This is a genomic window from Cryobacterium sp. TMT2-14 (assembly GCF_004402465.1).
GTDB lineage: Bacteria > Actinomycetota > Actinomycetes > Actinomycetales > Microbacteriaceae > Cryobacterium > Cryobacterium sandaracinum.
Genome location: NZ_SOFV01000018.1, coordinates 69792 through 89037 on the forward strand (window position 1 = coordinate 69792; position 19246 = coordinate 89037).

The window sequence follows — 19246 nt, forward strand, 5'->3', positions numbered from 1 at the left end:
AGAGAACCAGATGGAGTTTCCGCTCAGCCGCGAGGTCGTGCCGCGTTTCGAGTACCTGCCCGAGACCGGGTCGACGAACGACGTGCTCGTCGCCCACACTGCGGGCGAGGATGCCGCAGCCTGGCCCGACCTGTCGACGGTCGTCACCGACAACCAGACCCGCGGTCGCGGCCGACTGGGTCGGACCTGGCTCGCCCCCACCGGAAAGTCGCTCGCCATCTCGGTGCTGCTCCGCCCGAGAGCCTCGGCCGCCCCGCTCCCGATCGACCACTTCGGCTGGTTCCCCCTGCTCGCCGGAGCCGCGATGACCCGGGCCGTGCGCGCGGTCGTCGAGGCGAGCCTGGCAGCCCGGGTGGACGAACCCGGCGAGGAGGCGCCCCGGCACGAGGTCACCCTGAAATGGCCCAACGACGTGCTGATCGACGGTTACAAGGTGTCGGGCATCCTCTCGGAGCTGCTGCCCGGCGCGCAGGGGCTGGTTATCGGCGCCGGCCTGAACGTGTCCCTCGACGAGCACGACCTGCCCACGCTCACCTCGACGTCGCTGCTGCTGGTGACCGGATCGGCCCCCGATCCGGATGCCGTGCTCGCCCGCTACCTCACCGAACTGCGGCAGCTCACCCGGGCCTTCCTCGACGCGGAGGGCGACCCGGTCCAAAGCGGGCTGTTGCGCGCGGTGACCGAAGCGTGCGGCACGCTCGGCGGGGTCGTGCGGGTGGAACTGCCCGGTGGCACCGACCTGGTCGGCACCGCTGTTGCGCTCGACCGGAGCGGCCGGCTCATCGTCGAAGACCAGGCGAGCGGCGAATTGCAGGCTGTCGCCGCCGGGGATGTCACCCACCTGCGGTATTAATAGATTATGACAAAGACAGCGGGCTTCGGGGCGGCCGAGGTGCTTCCCCCGGCCGAGTCGGTCGTGGCCGGGCTCCGGCCGCACGCCCGAATCCTGTTCTGGCCCACCCTGGCGCTGCTGGCCATTTCCGCGGCCACCGGGTACTTCTACGGTTCCCTGCCGGAGCCGTGGCAGAATATCGCGCTGCTGGCTGCCGCAGCCGCCCTCGTGCTGCTGCTCTGGCTGCTGCCGCTGATGTCGTGGCTGAACAACCGCTACACGATCACCACCCGGCGCATCATCTTCCGGCACGGATTCTTCGTGCGCACCCGCCAGGAATTGCTGCACAGCCGCGGCTACGATGTGACCCTGCGCCAGAACTGGCTGCAGTCGCTGGCCCACTCGGGTGACGTTCTGATCAGCGCCGGGCTGGAGCATCCGCTCGTCTTGAAAGACGTGCCCAACGCCGCCCTGGTGCAACAGGTGTTGCACGACCTGATGGAGTCCTCGCGTACCTTGATGGGCTTGCGCCGCCTGGAACAGTCAGCACTCGCCGACGAGACCGCGCACTGGGGCTCCCGCTAGGCAGCCAGCGCCCGCTCCGAGTCGGCCGTCGCCGCGCGCCGCGGGGAGAACACCCAGTGCCGGTAGAGCACGAAACGGAAGGCCGAGCCCAGCCCCAGCCCGATCACGTTCGACGAGATGTTGTCGGCGAGCAGGCTGGTGTAGCCGAGCCCGTAGCGGCTGACCCAGAGGCAGGCGAGGCCGATGGCCATGCCGACGAGACTGACCGCGAAGAACTCGGCCGCCTCGCGCAGCGTGCGCGACTGGCGGTTGGCCCCGAAGGTCCAGAAGCGGTTGCCGATCCAGTTCACAATGATGGCCAGCGTGGTCGACACGACCTTGGCATAGATCGGTCCGGACTCCACCACGGCGGGGTCGAAGACCGTGGTGCGCAGCAGGTTGAAGACTGTGAAGTCCACGACGAAACCGACGAGGCCGACAGCCCCGAACTTGCCGAGTTGGTGGGCGAAGGCCAGAAGCCGTGCTGATCGGCGCTGTGTACTCGGCATGCATCCCTCCGAATGATGGGCAAAGATAGAAGTCGAGAACCCGAGTCTACGGCGAGGTCCAGCCTGCAGCCTGAGAGAATCCGTACCGGAGAATGACCGGTACCAAGGAATTGGTGGAGCGATGAACACGACTGTGGGCGTTATCGGCGGCGGCCAGTTGGCCAGGATGATGATTCCGGCGGCCGTCAACCTGGGCATCCGGATCCGGGTGCTGGCCGAGAACGAGGGCATGTCGGCCGACCTGGCCGCGGTGCAGGTGGGCGACTACCGCGACCGAGACGTGGTGCTGGCCTTCGCCGACACCGTCGACGTCGTCACGTTCGACCACGAGCACGTGCCGCAGGGGATCCTGCGCGAGCTCGTGGCCAGGGGCGTGGCCGTGCACCCGGGCCCCGACGCGCTGCTCTTCGCCCAGGACAAGCTGTTGATGCGTCAGCGCCTGAGCGAGCTGGGTCTGCCCGTGCCCGACTGGGCGCGGGTCGAGAACGCCGCCGAGTTGGGCGCGTTCCTGGCCGCGCACAACAGTCGCGGGGTAGTCAAGACGGCCCGCGGCGGCTACGACGGCAAGGGCGTTCGGCTGGTCACCCACGAGCACGAGGCCGACGACTGGTTCGCCGCGCTCGCCGAAGACGGCAACGACGGCGCCCTCCTGGTGGAGGAGCTGGTCGAGTTCCGTCGCGAGCTCGCCCAGTTGGTCGCGCGACGCCCGTCCGGCCAGATCGCGCTCTGGCCCGTGGTGGAGACCGTGCAGCAGGGCGGCGTCTGCGCCGAGGTCATCGCGCCCGCACCCCAGTCCGAGGGCAGGCTGGCCCGGGCCGCCGCCGACATCGCCGTGCGCATCGCCGAGGGCATCGGCGCCACCGGCATGCTGGCCGTCGAACTGTTCGAGACGACGGATGAGCGCATCCTGGTCAACGAGTTGGCGATGCGCCCACACAACAGCGGCCACTGGTCGATCGAGGGGTCGACGACGAGCCAGTTCGAGCAGCACCTGCGCGCCGTGCTCGACCTTCCCCTCGGGGCGACCGACGTCAGGGACCCGTGGACGGTCATGGTCAACATCCTCGGCGGGCCGGCGTCGGAGCCCCTGTCCGCGCGCTACCCGACCGCGTTCGAGGCCTACCCGGCCGCCAAGGTGCACACCTACGGCAAGGACCCCCGGCCGGGGCGCAAGGTCGGCCACGTGACCGTCGGTGGGGACGATTTGGACCTCGTCGCGTACCAGGCGCGGGCCGCAGCGGCAGTTTTTCAGGACTGACCAAATAGGATCGACTGCGTGACAGACAACCCTGAGCTCGAGACCGCCCCGCGCGAGACCGCCCCGGTGCCGCTGGTCGGCGTCGTGATGGGCTCCGATTCCGACTGGCCGGTGATGAGCGACGCGGCGCAACTCCTGCGCGACTTCGACGTTCCCTTCGAGGTGCAGGTCGTTTCCGCGCACCGCACCCCGGAGAAGATGATCGCCTACGGCCAGAGCGCCCATGCGCGCGGCATCCGGGTGATCATCGCCGGCGCCGGCGGCGCCGCCCACCTGCCCGGCATGCTCGCGGCCGTGACCACCCTGCCGGTGGTGGGCGTGCCCGTTCCGCTGGGTCGGCTCGACGGCCTGGACTCGCTCCTGTCGATCGTGCAGATGCCCGCCGGGGTGCCCGTGGCCACCGTCTCCATCGGCGGAGCACGCAACGCCGGCCTGATCGCCGTCAAGGTCCTCGCCATCGCCGACGACTCCCTGCGGGTCAAGCTGCTCGGCTATCGGGAGATGCTCGCCGCACAAGTCGAGCAGAAGAACCTGGACCTCCAAGCAAAACTATGATCAGTGCACGCACGCCGATCCGGCATCCGGATCTCGGGTCCGCCCCGATCATGACCAAACGGGCCTGGTGGCTCGTCGCGCTCAACTTCGTGCTGCCCGGCTCCGCGCAGGTGCTGGCCGGCAACCGTCGGCTCGGCCGGTTCGGCCTCGGCATGACGCTCACGCTGCTCGCTCTCGCGGTGGTCGTGGGGGTCGTCTACACTCTCTGGCCTGCCGTCGCTCTGACCGTGTTCACCAACTCGATCGGCCTGTGGGCGGCCGCCCTGCTGCTGGCCTTCTCCGGTGTGGTCTGGCTGATCCTGTCCTTGGACACGCTGCGCCTCGTGCGCCTCGTGCGCGCCACCCCCAAGGCCCGCCCGATCATCGCCGGGCTCGCGACGGTGCTGATGGTGGGCGTGGTCGGCACGGCCGGGTACGGCGCGTACGTGGCCACGACGGCCAGCGGGTTCCTCTCCTCGGTCTTCGTGGCAGGCCCGACGGAGCCGCCCTCCGACGGCCGCTACAACATCCTGCTGCTCGGCGGCGACGCCGGCCCCGACCGTGAGGGTCTACGCCCCGACAGCATCTCCGTGGTCAGCATCGATGCGGAGACCGGCCAGGCCAGCATGATCGGCTTGCCGCGCAACCTGGAGGACGTGCCGTTCTCTGCGGGGCCACTCGCCGACCTGTACCCGGAAGGGTATGGGTCGATCGACGGTTGTGAGGTCTCCGCGTGCATGCTGAACTCGATCTACACCGAGGTGGAGGTGAAGAGCCCGGAGATGTACCCGGATGCTGTCGGCAGCGGCAGCGAACCGGGCATCGAAGGTATGCGCGACGCGGCCCAGGGCGTGACCGGGCTGACGATCCAGTACTACGCATTGATCGACATGCAGGGATTCTCCGACCTCGTCGACGCGCTCGGCGGAGTCGACATCAACGTCGACCACCGTGTCCCCGTGCATACCGACGAGACCTTCACCGAGGTTGCCTTCTGGTTCGAGCCCGGCAGGCAGCACATGGACGGGTACCACGCCCTCTGGTACGCACGCTCACGCCATGACACGAGCGACTACGACCGGATGGTGCGGCAGCGGCAGGTGCAGGAGGCGATCCTGCAGCAGGCGAGCCCCGCCAACGTGCTGACGAAGTTCCAGGCGGTTGCATCGGCCGGCAGCCAGGTCGTGAAGACCGACATCTCTCAGGGCATGCTCGGCTATTTCACGCACCTGGCGTCGAAGACGAAGGCGCTGCCGATCCAGTCCGTCGAGTTGGTGCCGGAAAACGACGTCGACCCGGAGGATCCCGATTACGACGTCATCCGCAGCCTGATCGAAGCCGCCCTGGTTCCGCCGCCCACGGCGGAACCGGCTCCGTAGGGTCGGTTGGGTTCGGGTTCGGTCGAACGGCCCCGGACTCGGTGGTGCTGTTACAGGTCCGCGTGCAGCAGCCAGATGCGCTCGGCGGAATCGCGCCAGGTGAAGGCCTGGGCTCGATCGCTACCGAAGATGCGCAGCCGGTTTGCGAGAGTGGTGTCGCTCAGCACCTGGGTGACGGCCGCAGCCAGTCGCTCGGGGTACCCGGATGCATCCTCACGCTCGACGACTAGCCCCGCGTCGCCGGCGGCCTCGACCAGGGCCGGGGCGTCCGAATGCACGACCGGGGTGCCCAGGTAAAACGCCTGGATCATCGGCCCGGCGAAGCCTTCTTCCCGGCTGGGGTAGACGAACACTGCCGCCCGGGAGATGACCACGGCCAACTCTTCGTCGGTCAGCCCGTTCAGGGCGCGCACCCGGCCCCACGGGAGGCCGGCCTCGTCGGCGACGGATGCCACGTCGAGTTCACCCCAGGCGGCCGGTCCCAGAACGATCAGCGGGAGATCCGGCGCTCCCGTCAGGCCCAGGGCGGTGATCAGCGCCGTGATGGCCTTCCGCGGCTCGAGCGTGCCGACGGTGACGATGTACTCGTTCGGCAACGCCAGGCGTTCCGCGATGATCTCCGTCGCGGAGGAGTTCGACGGAAGGCGGAGGCCGCTTCCGATTCCGCCGCCGATCACCCGCACGCGATCGCCGAGGTCGACGATGTTCGCGAGCTGGTGGGCCACGGCGTGGCTGGGGACCACGATCGCATCCGCGTGTTTGTGGGCGCGTTTGACCATGACCTTCGTCCAGGCGACGGTCGCCGGAGTGAGCGCCTCCGGATGCGTCCAGGCCAGCACGTCGTGAATGGTGACGGTCACCTGGGTGCCGTCGTTGACGATGCTGTGCTTTCGCAGGGGCGCCAGCAGGGAGGGGGCATGGATCATGCCCGACCCGGAACTGTTGGCGATGCCCAGTTGCCAGGCCGCCGTGAGCTCGCGCCGCGGCAACGTGGTCTTGTGCAGACTGGCCAGACCCGGCAGGGACGTTTCGACCCTGACGTAGTGCTCGGCCGACGACGACGACACGATTCCTTCGACGTCGCAACCGGCCGGCGCCGCCGCGATCAGGGCCCGGGTCAGCTCTTCGGTGTAACGCCCGATGCCACCCGGGACCGGTGCAATCATCTGGTCCAGGACGACTCTCAGTGTGGTCATTGGTCCGCGAAGATCCCCTGCTCGGCCGCCGCGGCCACAGCCTCGCGCCAGTCGCGAATGGGGGACAGCCCGGCGGTAGCCCAGGCATCGTGGCCGAGCACCGAATACGAGGGCCGGGGGGCCGGGCGCACGAACTGCGAACTGTCGGTCGGAGTGACCCGTTCAGGGTCAAGGCCGGCCGTGGCGAAGACGGCCTGGGCGAAGCCGAACCAGCTCGTCACGCCGGAGCTGGTCCCGTGGTAGATGCCGGCGGGCGCGTCGGAATCGAGCAGGGTGACGATCTGCGCGGCCAGGTCGGCGGTCCAGGTTGGCTGACCGACCTGGTCGTCGACGACGCTGAGGGTGTCGCGGGCTGCAGCCAGCTTCAGCATGGTCTTGGGGAAGTTCGGGCCGTGTTGGCCGTAGAGCCAGGCCGTGCGCACGATGTAGCTGCCCGCCGGGTGTTCCTGCAGAACGAACGCCTCGCCGGCGGCCTTGGTGCGGCCGTAGGCGGAGATCGGGTCGATCTCGGTGTCCTCCGCGTAGGGTGCGGTGGCGCTGCCGTCGAACACGTAGTCGGTGGAGATCTGCACGAGCTTCGCCCCGGTGGCGGATGCGGCCAGCGCCAGGTTGTGGGGGCCGGTCGCGTTGATCGCGTACGCGGCATCCTCATTCGTCTCGGCGTCGTCCACCTGCGTGTATGCGGCGGCGTTGATGATGACGTCGTAGCCGACGACCTGAGCCAGAACCGCGGCCCGGTCGGTGATGTCCAGCTCGGTGCGGTCGAACGCTGTGACGTCGCGGCCGGCGAGCGCGGCCTGCAGGTCGCGTCCGAGCATCCCGGCCGCGCCGGTGATCAGATAGCGGGTCATCAGCTCAATGCCGCACGGGCCTTGAGCGGCTCCCACCAGGTGCGGTTGTCGCGATACCACTGCACGACGTCCGCGAGTCCCTGTTCGAACGGAACGAGGGGCGCGTAGCCGAGTTCGGCCTGGATCTTCGAGATATCCACGGAGTAGCGCAGGTCGTGGCCGAGGCGGTCGGCGACGCGGTCGACGTAGGACCAGTCCTTGCCGGTGGAGTCGAGCAGCATCTGCGTGAGCTCCTTGTTGGTCAGCTCGGTGCCGCCGCCGATGTTGTAGATCTCACCGGCGCGGCCGCCGACGAGCACCATCGCGATGGCGCGGGTGTGGTCGTCCACGTGCAGCCAGTCACGGATGTTGTTTCCCTCGCCATAGAGGGGAACGTGCAAGCCGTCGATCAGGTTGGTGACGAACAGCGGGATGAGCTTCTCCGGGAAGTGGTACGGCCCGTAGTTGTTCGAGCAGCGCGTGATCGAGATATTCAGACCGTGCGTGCGGTGGTAGCTGCGCGCGAGCAGGTCGCTGCCGGCCTTCGACGCGGAGTAGGGGGAGTTCGGCTCCAGCGCGCGCTCCTCGTTCCACGATCCCTCGGCGATGGAGCCGTAGACCTCGTCGGTGGAGACGTGCACGAACCGGGCCAGGTCGTGGCGAAGCGCCGCGTCGAGCAGCTGCTGCGTGCCGAGCACATTCGTCTCGACGAAGATCGACGCGTCGCGCACCGAGCGGTCCACGTGGGACTCGGCGGCGAAGTGCACCACGGCGTCGAGAGAAGGGAAGAGCTCGTCGAGCAGTGCGGCGTCACGGATGTCGCCGTGCACGAACGAGTAACGCGGCGACCCGGCGACGGGGGCCAGGTTCTCGAGGTTGCCCGAGTAGGTGAGGGCGTCGAGCACAACGACCTCGGCTCCTTCGAGGCCCGGGTAGGCGTCTTCGAGGGTGCGCCGAACAAAGTTCGAGCCGATGAAACCGGCTCCGCCGGTGACGAGGATCTTCATATGGAGGTAACCGTTCCGTTTGATGAAAGTGCCGTTGCGATTCTATCGGAACGCGCTTGGTAGGCTTACGCGGTGAAGATTCGCGAACTCTCCATCCCCGATTCCTATGAAATCACTCCGAAGCAGTTCGGAGACGACCGGGGAGTTTTCCTCGAGTGGTACCGCTTCGACCGTCTCGAGGAGACGATCGGGCACCGCCTCGACATCGCCCAGGCCAACACGTCGGTGTCCAAGCGCGGTTCCGTGCGCGGCATCCATTTCGCCGACATCCCGCCGAGCCAGGCGAAGTACGTCACGGCGACCCATGGCGCAGTGCTCGACTTCGTCATCGACATCCGCGTGGGGTCCCCGACCTTCGGGCAGTGGGACAGCGTTCTGCTCGACGACACCGACCGGCGCGCAATTTACATTGCCGAGGGTCTCGGTCACTGCTTCGTGGCACTCACCGACAACGCCACGGTCAGCTACCTTGTCACCGCGCCCTTCAACCCGGGACGCGAGCACGGCATCAACCCGCTCGACTCGGACATCGGCCTGGTCTTCCCGCCCGAGGCCGGCGAGCTGCTCCTGTCCCCGAAGGACACGGATGCCCCGAGCCTGACCGAAGCCGCTGCCGGTGGCCTGCTGCCTACCTGGGCTGACGCCCGGGCCTTCTACACCTCCCTGAACGAAGGAAAGTAACAATGCGCGGAATCATCCTTGCCGGCGGTTCGGGTTCACGGCTCTGGCCGATCACGAAGGGCATCTCCAAGCAGCTGATGCCCATCTACGACAAGCCGATGATTTACTATCCCCTGTCGACGCTGATGATGGCCGGGATCAACGAAATCCTGATCATCACGACGCCGGAGTACAACGATCAGTTTCGCGCCCTGCTCGGAGACGGTTCAGATCTCGGCGTCAGCATCGAGTACGCCGTTCAGCCTTCCCCTGACGGTCTGGCCCAGGCCTTCATCATCGGCGAAGACTTTATCGGAGACGAGAGCGTCGCACTCGTGCTCGGCGACAACATCTTCCATGGGGCCGGCCTCGGTTCCGCCCTCCGCGGTAACCACGCCCTGCAGGGTGCGCGCATCTTCGCCTACCACGTCAGCAACCCGACGTCGTATGGCGTGGTCGAGTTCGACGATGACTTTACCGCCCTGTCGATCGAAGAGAAGCCGGAGAAGCCCAAGAGCAATTACGCCGTTCCCGGGCTCTACTTCTACGACAACTCCGTTGTGGCCATCGCCAAGACCATCGAGCCCAGCGCCCGTGGCGAGCTGGAAATCAGCACCATCAACGAGCGCTATCTCGAACTAGGGAATCTGCACGTGCAGGTCCTCGACCGAGGAACGGCGTGGCTGGACACGGGGACGTTCGAGTCGATGATGCAGGCGTCCGAGTACGTGCGCGTGATTGAGGATCGCCAGGGCTTCAAGGTCGGCTGCATCGAGGAAATCGCCTGGCGCGCCGGCTGGATCACGGATGCGCACCTGGCGAAGATCGCCGGGCCCTTGGTCAAGAGCGGCTACGGCCGTTACCTTCTGAGCCTGCTCGGCGAGTAAGCACGTCCGGCAGGCCGGTCGTGTGGTACTCCTAGAGGTATGACAACATGGCCGGCGCTGGGCAGACGAACTTTTCTACTGTGTGCGGGCGCCATTGGTGTCGTTCTCGCTCTAAGCGTCGTGGCGGCGCTGGTCTGGGAGGATGCCGCGTGGCTGCTGGGCGCACTGCTCCTGGTCTCCACCGGCGTCTCGGTCGTCCTGGCGAAGTCCGGCCACAACGCCCTTCAGCTGATGCGGGAATCCTTGCCCACGCCAGTGCAGGCGCCGGCACCCACGCAGGTCGTGCCGCCGACCGGGCTGTCGTACGCACCTGGTGAGCCGCTGGACATGCTGCGGCGGGACATCCAGAGAGATGTCTCGGCCCTGCTGTCGCTCCACGCCCTCCTTCCGGTCACGGGGAGTATGCCGGCCCCCGGCGGCTGGGCGGCAACACCGGAAACGCTCCTGGTCCTCGTCTCGCGAATTCTGGCTGCGCCGCGCATCGACACGGTGGTGGAGTGCGGCAGCGGCACGTCGACGGCGTGGATCGCGCTCGCGATAAAGAAGCGCGGCGAGGGGCGCCTCATCTCCCTCGAACACGACCAGAACTACGCCGACTCAACCCGGCTGAAACTGGAAGAACTCGGGCTCGACGGGTGGGTGGAGATCCGGGTGCACGACCTGGTCCTGCAGCCTTTCGAGGCGCGCTCCCGGTTGTGGTTCCCCTCCGAGGCGCTGGCCGACATCGGACCGGTGTCACTGCTGTTCGTCGACGGCCCACCCGCGCACCTAGGTGCGGAAATACGGTACCCCGCGCTGCCCCTCCTCACGGACAGGCTAACACCGGACGCCTGGGTCATCCTCGACGACATCGACCGTGCCGAGGAGCAGTCGATCCTGGCCCGGTGGGTTGCCGACGGCACCGGTGCGGCTCCGTTCCAGGTGCGCTTCCAAACCGACAGGGCGGCGGTCCTGGAACGCGCCCGGTGACCCCGCCGACCTTGTCGACCGGGCTGCATTCAGCCGTCGGTAACGACGACGTTACCGCGAGCGGGGTCGGCGAAGCGCGGTGACGCGTTCGACCCAGCGAACGGCGCGTCTTTGACGGAGTTCCACCAGCTCGGCTTCGAGGCGCGCGACGTTCACACGGTACGTCCCCTCCAGGGCGCTCAGCTCCTCGCCCAGGGCGCTCAGCTTCTCCGCCAGAGTGCGGGCATGCACCGCGGTCTCATGGTAAGCGGTCGCGAAGGACCGTGTCTCTTCCTTCTCTGTGGCGAGCATCCGCTTAAATTCGGTTTCCGTGGCAGCGATCACCGGTCCCAGCCGCCGCGCGGCGGCCAGCAGATCGGGGTCGAGGGCGACGTCGGGAACGGGGGATTCCAGGCTGCCGGCCACCGTGTCCTCGGGCACGAAGGTTCCGTTGTCCAGTCCCACCGCAAATTCTTCCGACGTCGGGTGCCGCAGTACATAGAACGGCTGAAGGCTGCCGAGTTTGTAGCGCCGGTACTCCTGCATCCCGTGGTGATTCGGGCTCGGATTTAGGTCGGGGTTGTTCTCATAGCCAAGCCCGGCGCTGCGGACCTTGCGTTCGAACTGGTGCCAGGAACGCCAGGGAAAGTGCAGGACCTCGATCAGAGCATTCGCGGGCTCTACGCCGCTTCCCGCGAGATTGACGAAGTGATTCCCCTGGGCGATCTCGATGTCAGGCACGCCGATGTGAACCGTGTCCGGGGTGGAATGGGCGTGCAGGCCGATCTTGTTCAGGGCGGCGTTGGTCCGGAGGTCCCGGTAGACCAACCGCTGCAGACCGGATCCAATCGCAGCGGGAGGCCCGATCATGTCCACGACGGGCACGACAAAGCTCTGCAGGCTTTTCGGGTGGAGCTCGAGCGCCTCGCGGAGCGATGAGGAACGGTCCACGGGCATCCAGAATTCGTCCGCGTCGGCATTCAGCACCCAATCCGCCCCGTACAGCAGGAAGGCGTCACGAGCCATGGCCGTGACCACGGAATGCTGTTGTTTGCGGTGGACCGGGTCTTCGCGCAGGTCGATCAGGCCACGGTTCGAGAAGCCGCGCAGGATCTCCAAGGTTCCGTCGACGGAGCCGTTATCGGTGACGATAATTTTGTCGATGCCTTGGTCGAGGTGGTGCGACAACATCGGCCCGATTATGTCCGCTTCGTCTCGGACCATCAGGGTCATTACGAGCCTCATTGGTGGTGGATCTCCAGTCTGTACGGCGTCTAAACGTTCCCTCCACACTATCGGCCGGGAAGATGCCATCGGCCCCTCAAGTGGAGCCCGAGGCGCAGGATGGCGCGCACGGGGGAGAAGTACCAAGCGGAGTACTTGCGGGACAGGAATTGATACGCGCTCTCGTGGTGCTTGCGTTCCATCACGTCCCGGCTCTGCGAGGTGGAGTGCGCCCCCGTGTGCACGACGACCGCCTCCGGCACGTACAGGTTCGTCCACCCGTGCTTGCCCAGCCGGTCGCCCAGGTCCACGTCTTCGAAGTACATGAAGTAGGAGGTGTCGAAGCCGCCCACGGAATCGTAGGCGCTTCGGCGCACGAGGAGGCACGCACCGGAGAGCCATCCCGCCGGGACGATGTCATGACTGGCCACCACGGGAATGGGGCGGTATGACCGCGTCCACGGATTCGCCGGCCAAATGCGGGAGAACAGGGCGTGGCCGATGCCGGTGCTCAGCGAGGGAACCGGACGGGCCGAGGGGTACGTGGTGCCGGCGGGATCCACAATCCGCGGACCCAGTGAACCGGCTTGGGGGTTGTTCCGCGCCGCTTCCAGAAGGATGTCGAGGGAACCCGCAGCGAACTCGACATCCGGGTTGGAAATCAGGATGAAGTCGGCCGTCGCCTCCTGCGAAGCGATTCCCTGGGCAATGCCATCGCCGTAGCCGCGGTTCGAGTCGAGGCCGAGGAACCGGGCCTGCCCGGCCTCCGACACCGTCTTGGCCTCGGCGACATCCTGTGAGGCGTTGTCGACCACGACGATGGGTGCCAGCACCCGGGTCGCGCCGCGGACGGTGGCCAGAAAACGCGGGAGGACGGTGCTGGAATTGTGCGTGACCGTGACAATCACCACGGAGTCGTTCATGTCCCGGCCCTCGTCCGGTCGACTCTGGTTGTTCGTGACATCGATCATCCTGTGGGGAATCAGACTGCCGTGGCCTGGTGTTCGGCGGCGTCCAGGATCCGCAGCGTCGGCTCGGCGTGAACCGTGCCCGTCGCCAACGGGTAGAACGGCACATTGAACGTGCAAGCCTGGGGCATGTCGTGCACGTGCCGGAGGGTGCTGTCGAGCAGCGATGCATTCACGAAATACTTGCCCGACCCGAAGGCGACGTTGTGGATGATGTACTCGAGCGATAAAGGACCCCCCAGCGGGGGGAGATGCATGTCCATCAGGGAGTTCTTCGTGCCGTACACGACCTGGCCGGAGGCGTTGTCGATCTGCAGGGCCCCGATCCAGTCGGTGAGCTCGTCGTCGTGGTCGAAGGTCATCACGATCCGTAGGTCGTCCCCGGGCAGCACCGGGTCACCGACGGCCTTGCCGACCGCGTGCACGGTCGCACCCAGGACGTGTCCCTCGTGCACGACGACGTCGGGCGAGGCGGCGGCCGCTTCTTCAACCCGCCGCTCCTCGAGGATGTTGCGGAAGGCCATCACGGCCTGGTGGGCATTGCCGTCGAATTCGATCTCGCCACGATTGAGCAGGATCGCTCGGTCGCACAGCTCCGTCACCTGGCCCAGTGAGTGGCTGACGAGGATGATCGTGCGGCCTTCCGCCTGGAAGGAACGGATTTTGTCCAGACACTTGCGCTGGAATGCCTCGTCACCCACCGCGAGGACCTCGTCGACGAGCAGAACATCCGGTTCGGTGTGAACGGCGACCGAGAAGGCGAGCCGCACATACATTCCGGACGAGTAGAACTTCACCTGGGTGTCGATGAAGTCGCCGATTCCGGAGAAGCTCAGGATGTCGTCGAAACGCTCTTCCGTCTCCGCCCGGGTCAGGCCGAGGATCGAGGCGTTGAGGAAGACGTTCTCGCGGCCGGTCAGGTCCGGGTGGAACCCGGCGCCGAGTTCGAGCAGAGCGGCCATTCGGCCGCGTCGCGACACGGTTCCGGTGGTCGGCTGGATGATTCCGCCGATGACCTTGAGAAGGGTGCTCTTGCCGGACCCGTTGTGCCCGATGAGCCCCACCGTCGTTCCGGCCTCGATGGTGATGTCGATGTCGCGCAGGGCCCAGAACTCCTGGCGGTGCTGGCGGCCCATCTTGCCCAGCGTGACCAGCCGCTCCTTGAGCGCATTGTCCTTTCGGACCACGAACCTCTTGGACACATCGTGGGCGGTGATGACAACCGGTGCGGGCGCCGGCGCGCCCGAGCTTGTTTCGAGAAGGGGGGAATTCATGGTTGCGTCGATTCTGTTTCTCGTTAGAGTTCCTGGGCGAAGTTGCCCTGGAGACGGGAAAACACCCGCTGCGATATGAATAAGAGGACCAGGCCGACAACGAACGTGACCGCCAGCCGCAGTAGCAGATCATCGGGGAAGGGCATCCCCTCACCGGCCGTCCAGAATGCCTGCTGGAAGCCCAGCACGGAAAGCGTGATCGGGTTGCCCGTGTAGATGTTGAGCAGGATCCCGTTGCCGAGGATGTCGCGAACCATGGCCCACGTGTAGACGATCGGAGAGGCCCACATGAGGACCATCATCCCGACCTCGACGAGGTACTGCACATCCCGTAGGTAGACGTTGAGAGCAGACAGCAACAGACCGAGGGCCGTGGCGTAAACCAGGAGCACCATGACCGACGGGAAGAAGTACAGCAGGTCCCAGCCGAGCGGATTGCTACCCACGATGATGGTGGCCATGATCAGGATCGAGAGCTGGATGAGGAAATTGAAGCTGGCGGAACCGACGCTGGCCAGGGGGAAGATTTCCCGCGGCAAATAGATCTTCTTGATCAGGCCGGCGTTGCCGATGATCGAGGCCGTCGCGGAGGCGACGATCTCGCTGAAAAGGGTGTACGCGGTCAGCCCGGTAAAGATGTAAATGGCGAAGTCGGGGATGCCGCGCGCAGCGCCGAGGAACTTGCCGACGACGACGTAATAGATGACGAGCTGGGTCAGGGGCTTGATCAGCGACCACAGGAAACCCAGCGCGCTGTCTTTGTAGCGGGCCTTCAAATCTCGGCGAACGAGCAGGCCGAGCATTTCCTTCTGTCCGCCGATCTCACGGATGGAGGTCCAGGCGCCGGCCAGAGGGCGGGAACGCGATCCAATCGTGTCGAGTGGGACGGATGCTAGTCGCCTAAATCTGGCGGTTCGCGCGTCGGGTGAGTCCTTCGAAGCAGTCATGATCACACCAAATCATAACTGCACCGTCTGGGTGCCGGGCCAGATGTCCCCGCGGGGCGGCATCGCCAGCCGTTGCCGAGGACCAGGGTTGGTAGACTCTCCAGACTGATCGACTGGCAGAACAAAGGTGAATTGTTGAAGAAGAGACGAACAGGTCTGGTTTCCGTTGTCCTTGTGAACTTCCGAGGGACGGACGACACAATCGAATGTGTTCGCGGACTTCAGGAACTCAACTGGCCGGCGGAACTCCTCGAAATCATCGTTGTCGAGAACGGCTCGGGAGACGACAGTCTTGAGCGTTTGTCGAGGCTGGAACCGGGCGTGACGGTCGTCGACTCCAAGGCCAACCTCGGCTTTACGGGCGGCTGCAACCTCGGTGTCTCCCACGCGTCGGGTGAGTTCATCGCCTTCTTGAACAACGATGCCCGCCCGGATTCGGACTGGATCAGGGAGGCCGTCAACACCTTCGCGACCGGCGAAGACATCGGTGCCGTCGCCAGCAAGGTCCTCGACTGGGACGGCGACAAAGTCGACTTCCTCGATGCGGCCGTCACCTGGTACGGCATGGGCTACAAGCCTCACGCCGGCGAGACCGACCGCGGTGCCTGGGACGAAGAGAAGGACGTCCTCTTCGGCACCGGCGCTGCGATGTTCATCCGGGCCCACGTCTTCGAGGAAGTGGGTGGCTTCGACGACGACTACTTCATGTTCTATGACGACGTCGACCTGGGCTGGCGGCTCAATCTGCTCGGTTACCGGTTCAGGTTCCAGCCCAAGTCCCTGGCCTTCCATAAGCACCATGCGTCGATGAACAAGTTCGGCAACTTCCGCGAGGAGTATCTGCTTGAGCGCAACGCCCTCTACACGCTGTACAAAAACCTCGACGACGATTCTCTGGCGCGAGTGTTTCCTGGCGCGCTCCTGCTGGCAGTTCGCCGTGCCATCGGCCGCGGCAAGCTGGACTCGGCCTCCCTTGACCTGAGGGTCCCCGGCGATGACAGCGATCCCATGATGATCGTGCCCAAGTCGACCATGGCCGGTATCTTCGCGATCGACCAGCTCGTCGAGTTCCTGCCGCAGATGAGTGCGACCCGAGAACGGGTGCAGCGCACCCGCGTCCGGTCGGACCGCGAATTGACCCACCTCTTCGGCAACGTCGATGAGCCGGCTTACCCGATCGAAACCTATCTCCGCGGCTACGAGAAGATCGTTGACAGCCTTGGCGTTCTTGCCGGGACGTCGCGCCGCCGCATCCTGGTGATCACCGGAGACTCCGTCGGTGAGAAGATGGCGGGGCCGGCAATTCGCGCCTGGCACATCGCCAAGCTGCTGTCGGACGAGCATGATGTGCGCCTGGTCAGCATGACCCGCGCCGACTCACTCGACGATGCGTTCGAGGTTGCCGTCATCTCACACCATCGTCCGAACTCGGTTGTGGAACACGAGAAGTGGGCGGATGTGATCATTGTTCAGGGGCACGCCCTGGCACTCTTCCCGGCACTGGAACGCTCGACGAAGGTTATCGTTGTTGACGTCTACGACCCCCTCCACCTCGAGCAGTTGGAGCAGGGTCGGGGCAAGGTCCTGGAACTGTGGAACAAGCAGGTGAACGACGCGACTGACGCGTTGAACCATCAGCTGCTGATCGGCGACTTCTTCCTCTGTGCCAGCGATAGACAGCGACACTTCTGGCTTGGTCAGCTGGCTGGTCTTGGACGCATCAACGCGTTCACCTACTCCCGCGACAGCGAGCTCGATTCCCTCATTGCTGTGGCGCCGTTCGGTATCTCCAGCACGGACCCGGTCAAGTCCCGGGCAGCCATCCGTGGCGTGACACCCGGCATCGGACTCGACGACAAGGTGATCGTCTGGGGTGGCGGGATCTATAACTGGTTCGACCCGGGGACCCTCATCCGTGCGGTCGCGGAGATCTCCGTGGAACACCCCGATGTTCGCCTCTTCTTCCTGGGCGTCAAGCATCCCAACCCGGACGTGCCGGAGATGGAAGCAGTGTCGGAGGCCCGCCTGCTGTCGAAGGAACTGGGCATGACAAACAAGCACGTGTTCTTCAATGAGGCCTGGGTTTCGTTCGACGACCGGCAGAACTACCTTCTGGAAGCTGACATCGGCGTCTCCACCCATTTTCAACACGTGGAGACGACATTCTCCTTCCGCACCCGCATTCTGGACTATCTCTGGGCCGGCTTGCCGATCGTCACAACGGAGGGTGACTCCTTCGGTGATCTCGTCGAAAAGGAAAAGTTGGGGGCGTCGATTCCGGAGCGTGACCAGGACGCGCTCGTGGCGGCGCTGAAAACCTACTTGTACGACCCAAGTGCGATCGAGGCGGCCCGGGCGAATGTTCAGCGGGTACGCGAGCAGTTCGTCTGGGAACGAGCGCTCGCCCCGCTCGTCGAGTTCTGCCGTCAGCCGGTCCATGCGGCCGACAAGACGATCACCCCCGGCCACGCGGCTGCCGCTTTGACCGCGAAAGTCAAACCACTGGAGGCTGCTCGACGCAGCCCCCACACGGGAATCCGGAGGGACGTGGATCGAGTTGCCTACTACTTCCGTCAGGGCGGGGCTGGAGCGGTCATCGAACGGTTCAAGGCGCGCCAGGAAAGACTCCGCGACTCTCGCGGCTAATTCTCTAAGGGCCGTTTCCCCCCAATGTTCACGTGTCGTTGGGGGAGCGGTCTCCACTTGACATAGGCTCAGGGTCGATGCGCCGAGCGGGGCAAAGATGCGGGGATCGAAACAATGCGTTCAGGCGTCATACGAATTTGTGCCTTGATCTTGTGCGGGCTGTTCTTTTCCTCCGCGCTTGTCTCAATGTCAACACGGGCCGAGGCGTTGTCGGGTTCCGACTTTGACCCGGGTTACATCATCTCGGACCAGAAGTTCTTCGACTCGGGATCCATGAGCGAGAGCCAGATTCAGAGCTTTCTGAACAGCAAAGTTGCGACCTGCACGACCGGGTACACGTGCCTCAAGGACTACCGGGTCTCCACCTTCACCCGAGCCGCAGTCGAGCCCGGTCATTGCAAGGCCTACATCGGCGCCGAAAATGAACTGGCCAGCCGCATCATCTTCAAGACGGCGCAGGCCTGCGGAATCAATCCGCAGACGCTCCTCGTGCTGTTGGAGAAGGAAACCGGACTCGTCGGCGCCACCAGCCCGACGGATGGCACCTATCGCAAGGCGATGGGATATGGCTGCCCGGACACGAGCGTCTGTGACTCCGCTTTCTACGGCCTGTACAACCAGATCTACAAAGCCGCCTGGCAATTCCGGCAATATACGAATTATCCGGCCAGGCAATATCGGATCGGGAGCATCAGCGTCGGCTATCACCCGAACAGCTCGTGCGGGAGTAGCACGGTCAAGATCTTCAACCAGGCCACAGCCAACCTTTACAACTACACCCCGTACCAGCCGAATACGGCGTCACTGTCAAACCTTGGGGGCACGGGCGACGCCTGTTCTTCCTACGGCAACCGGAATTTCTGGGCGTTCTTCACCAACTGGTTCGGGTCCACTCAATCCCCAGGGCCGGACGCAATCCAGCGTGCCTATAACGCGCAGGGGGGTGCGGCCGGGCCGTTGGGCGCGCCAACCAGCGATGTTCTCACCGTTACGGCAAACGGGGGCGGCTTCGGCAGGGTTTTCCAGAACGGGTCCATATTCTGGAACACGAATACGGGTGCGCGGATCATGTCCGGAGCTATTCGTGACTACTACTTCACGGTGGGCGGGGAGACAGGCTACTTGGCCTGGCCAATGACCGATGTGCTCTCGGTTGCGGCCAACGGCGGAGGCTACGGGCAAGGATTCCAAGGGGGATCCCTGTACTCAAGCGCATCTGGCGGCACGCGTTCAGTATTCGGAGACATTCGTCGCGAATATCACACTCGCCAAGGGGAGACGGGTATTCTCGGCTGGCCGACTACCGATCGGATGGCCGTAGCAGAGAACGGTGGCGGTTTTGGGCAGGCTTTCCAAAACGGATCCATCTACTGGCCAAACGGTGGGCGGGCGCGATCGGTGTACGGAGAAATCCGCGGGACCTATTTCACGGTTGGTGGCGAGAAGGGTGCGCTCGGGTGGCCGACGAGTGACCTCTTGCACCCGTCGGCGAATGGTGGCGGCTTGGGCCAGGCGTTCCAGAAGGGGTCAATTTACTGGTCCGCGGGGCGAGGGGCCTTTGCTGTGACAGGCGGGATCCGTAA

General features: G+C 65.3%; 17 protein-coding genes and 1 pseudogene. 10 read left to right on the forward strand and 8 right to left on the reverse strand.

Annotated elements, in window-relative coordinates:
* Positions 1-10: 10 nt before the first annotated feature.
* Both E3O28_RS07420 and E3O28_RS07425 read left to right on the forward strand, forming a co-directional pair.
* Positions 11-853 carry a biotin--[acetyl-CoA-carboxylase] ligase gene (locus E3O28_RS07420; protein WP_134415504.1) on the forward strand — a complete coding sequence of 281 codons (843 nt, stop codon included), beginning with the start codon at positions 11-13 and terminating at the stop codon, positions 851-853.
* A gap of 6 nt (positions 854-859) precedes the next feature.
* Positions 860-1417 (forward strand): PH domain-containing protein, encoded by a 558-nt coding sequence (locus E3O28_RS07425; protein WP_241973050.1) that lies wholly within the window; start codon positions 860-862, stop codon positions 1415-1417.
* Here E3O28_RS07425 and E3O28_RS07430 read toward each other — a convergent pair.
* Positions 1414-1905, reverse strand: a complete 492-nt coding sequence (locus E3O28_RS07430) for a GtrA family protein (RefSeq protein ID WP_134342660.1) — start codon at positions 1903-1905, stop codon at positions 1414-1416. The genes E3O28_RS07425 and E3O28_RS07430 overlap by 4 nt on opposite strands.
* Positions 1906-2026: 121 nt before the next feature.
* Between E3O28_RS07430 and E3O28_RS07435 the strand changes: the two genes are divergently transcribed.
* The 3 genes from E3O28_RS07435 to E3O28_RS07445 all read left to right on the forward strand — a co-directional run bounded on the left by E3O28_RS07435 (position 2027) and on the right by E3O28_RS07445 (position 5076).
* Positions 2027-3163 carry a 5-(carboxyamino)imidazole ribonucleotide synthase gene (locus tag E3O28_RS07435; RefSeq protein WP_104100328.1) on the forward strand — a complete coding sequence of 379 codons (1137 nt, stop codon included), beginning with the start codon at positions 2027-2029 and terminating at the stop codon, positions 3161-3163.
* Between the two features lie 87 nt (positions 3164-3250).
* Entirely contained in the window at positions 3251-3718 is a 468-nt protein-coding gene (gene purE, locus E3O28_RS07440) for a 5-(carboxyamino)imidazole ribonucleotide mutase (protein ID WP_104100370.1), read from the forward strand.
* A complete protein-coding gene (locus tag E3O28_RS07445; protein WP_347232371.1) occupies positions 3715-5076 on the forward strand; it encodes an LCP family protein in 1362 nt (453 codons plus the stop codon). The genes purE and E3O28_RS07445 overlap by 4 nt, the downstream gene beginning before the upstream one ends.
* Before the next feature lie 50 nt (positions 5077-5126).
* On the opposite strand, the gene E3O28_RS07450 is transcribed toward E3O28_RS07445, so the two are convergent.
* From E3O28_RS07450 to rfbB, 3 genes are read right to left on the reverse strand one after another with little or no spacing between them, the layout of a single operon-like run.
* Positions 5127-6272: a glycosyltransferase family 1 protein gene (locus tag E3O28_RS07450; protein WP_134415505.1), complete on the reverse strand. Its 1146-nt coding sequence runs from the start codon at positions 6270-6272 to the stop codon at positions 5127-5129.
* Entirely contained in the window at positions 6269-7123 is an 855-nt protein-coding gene (gene rfbD, locus E3O28_RS07455) for a dTDP-4-dehydrorhamnose reductase (protein ID WP_134415506.1), read from the reverse strand. The genes E3O28_RS07450 and rfbD overlap by 4 nt, the downstream gene beginning before the upstream one ends.
* Positions 7123-8109, reverse strand: a complete 987-nt coding sequence (rfbB, locus tag E3O28_RS07460) for a dTDP-glucose 4,6-dehydratase (RefSeq protein ID WP_134342657.1) — start codon at positions 8107-8109, stop codon at positions 7123-7125. Before rfbB ends, rfbD begins: the two co-directional genes overlap by 1 nt.
* 72 nt (positions 8110-8181) lie before the next feature.
* Between rfbB and rfbC the strand changes: the two genes are divergently transcribed.
* Genes rfbC through E3O28_RS07475 form a run of 3 tightly spaced genes read left to right on the forward strand, consistent with a single transcriptional unit; the run spans position 8182 to position 10625 of the window.
* Complete coding sequence (gene rfbC / locus E3O28_RS07465) at positions 8182-8790, forward strand: dTDP-4-dehydrorhamnose 3,5-epimerase (RefSeq protein WP_104100324.1); 609 nt, start codon at positions 8182-8184, stop codon at positions 8788-8790.
* Between the two features lie 2 nt (positions 8791-8792).
* On the forward strand, positions 8793-9656 hold the full coding sequence (gene rfbA, locus E3O28_RS07470) for a glucose-1-phosphate thymidylyltransferase RfbA (RefSeq protein ID WP_134342655.1): 864 nt from the start codon (positions 8793-8795) through the stop codon (positions 9654-9656).
* Between the two features lie 39 nt (positions 9657-9695).
* Entirely contained in the window at positions 9696-10625 is a 930-nt protein-coding gene (locus E3O28_RS07475; RefSeq protein ID WP_134415507.1) for a class I SAM-dependent methyltransferase, read from the forward strand.
* A 51-nt stretch (positions 10626-10676) separates the two neighbouring features.
* On the opposite strand, the gene E3O28_RS07480 is transcribed toward E3O28_RS07475, so the two are convergent.
* From E3O28_RS07480 to E3O28_RS07495, 4 genes are read right to left on the reverse strand one after another with little or no spacing between them, the layout of a single operon-like run.
* On the reverse strand, positions 10677-11837 hold the full coding sequence (locus tag E3O28_RS07480) for a glycosyltransferase family 2 protein (RefSeq protein ID WP_134415508.1): 1161 nt from the start codon (positions 11835-11837) through the stop codon (positions 10677-10679).
* 59 nt (positions 11838-11896) lie between these two features.
* Positions 11897-12799: a glycosyltransferase family 2 protein gene (locus E3O28_RS07485; RefSeq protein ID WP_134415509.1), complete on the reverse strand. Its 903-nt coding sequence runs from the start codon at positions 12797-12799 to the stop codon at positions 11897-11899.
* Between the two features lie 11 nt (positions 12800-12810).
* Entirely contained in the window at positions 12811-14070 is a 1260-nt protein-coding gene (locus E3O28_RS07490) for an ABC transporter ATP-binding protein (RefSeq protein ID WP_134415510.1), read from the reverse strand.
* Positions 14071-14093: 23 nt separating this feature from the next.
* On the reverse strand, positions 14094-15017 hold the full coding sequence (locus E3O28_RS07495; protein ID WP_134415511.1) for an ABC transporter permease: 924 nt from the start codon (positions 15015-15017) through the stop codon (positions 14094-14096).
* A gap of 135 nt (positions 15018-15152) precedes the next feature.
* On the opposite strand from E3O28_RS07495, the gene E3O28_RS07500 reads away from it, so the two are divergent.
* Both E3O28_RS07500 and E3O28_RS07505 read left to right on the forward strand, forming a co-directional pair.
* Complete coding sequence (locus E3O28_RS07500; RefSeq protein ID WP_134415512.1) at positions 15153-17663, forward strand: glycosyltransferase; 2511 nt, start codon at positions 15153-15155, stop codon at positions 17661-17663.
* A 114-nt stretch (positions 17664-17777) separates the two neighbouring features.
* Positions 17778-19246: pseudogene (locus tag E3O28_RS07505) on the forward strand (hypothetical protein); the annotation flags it as partial.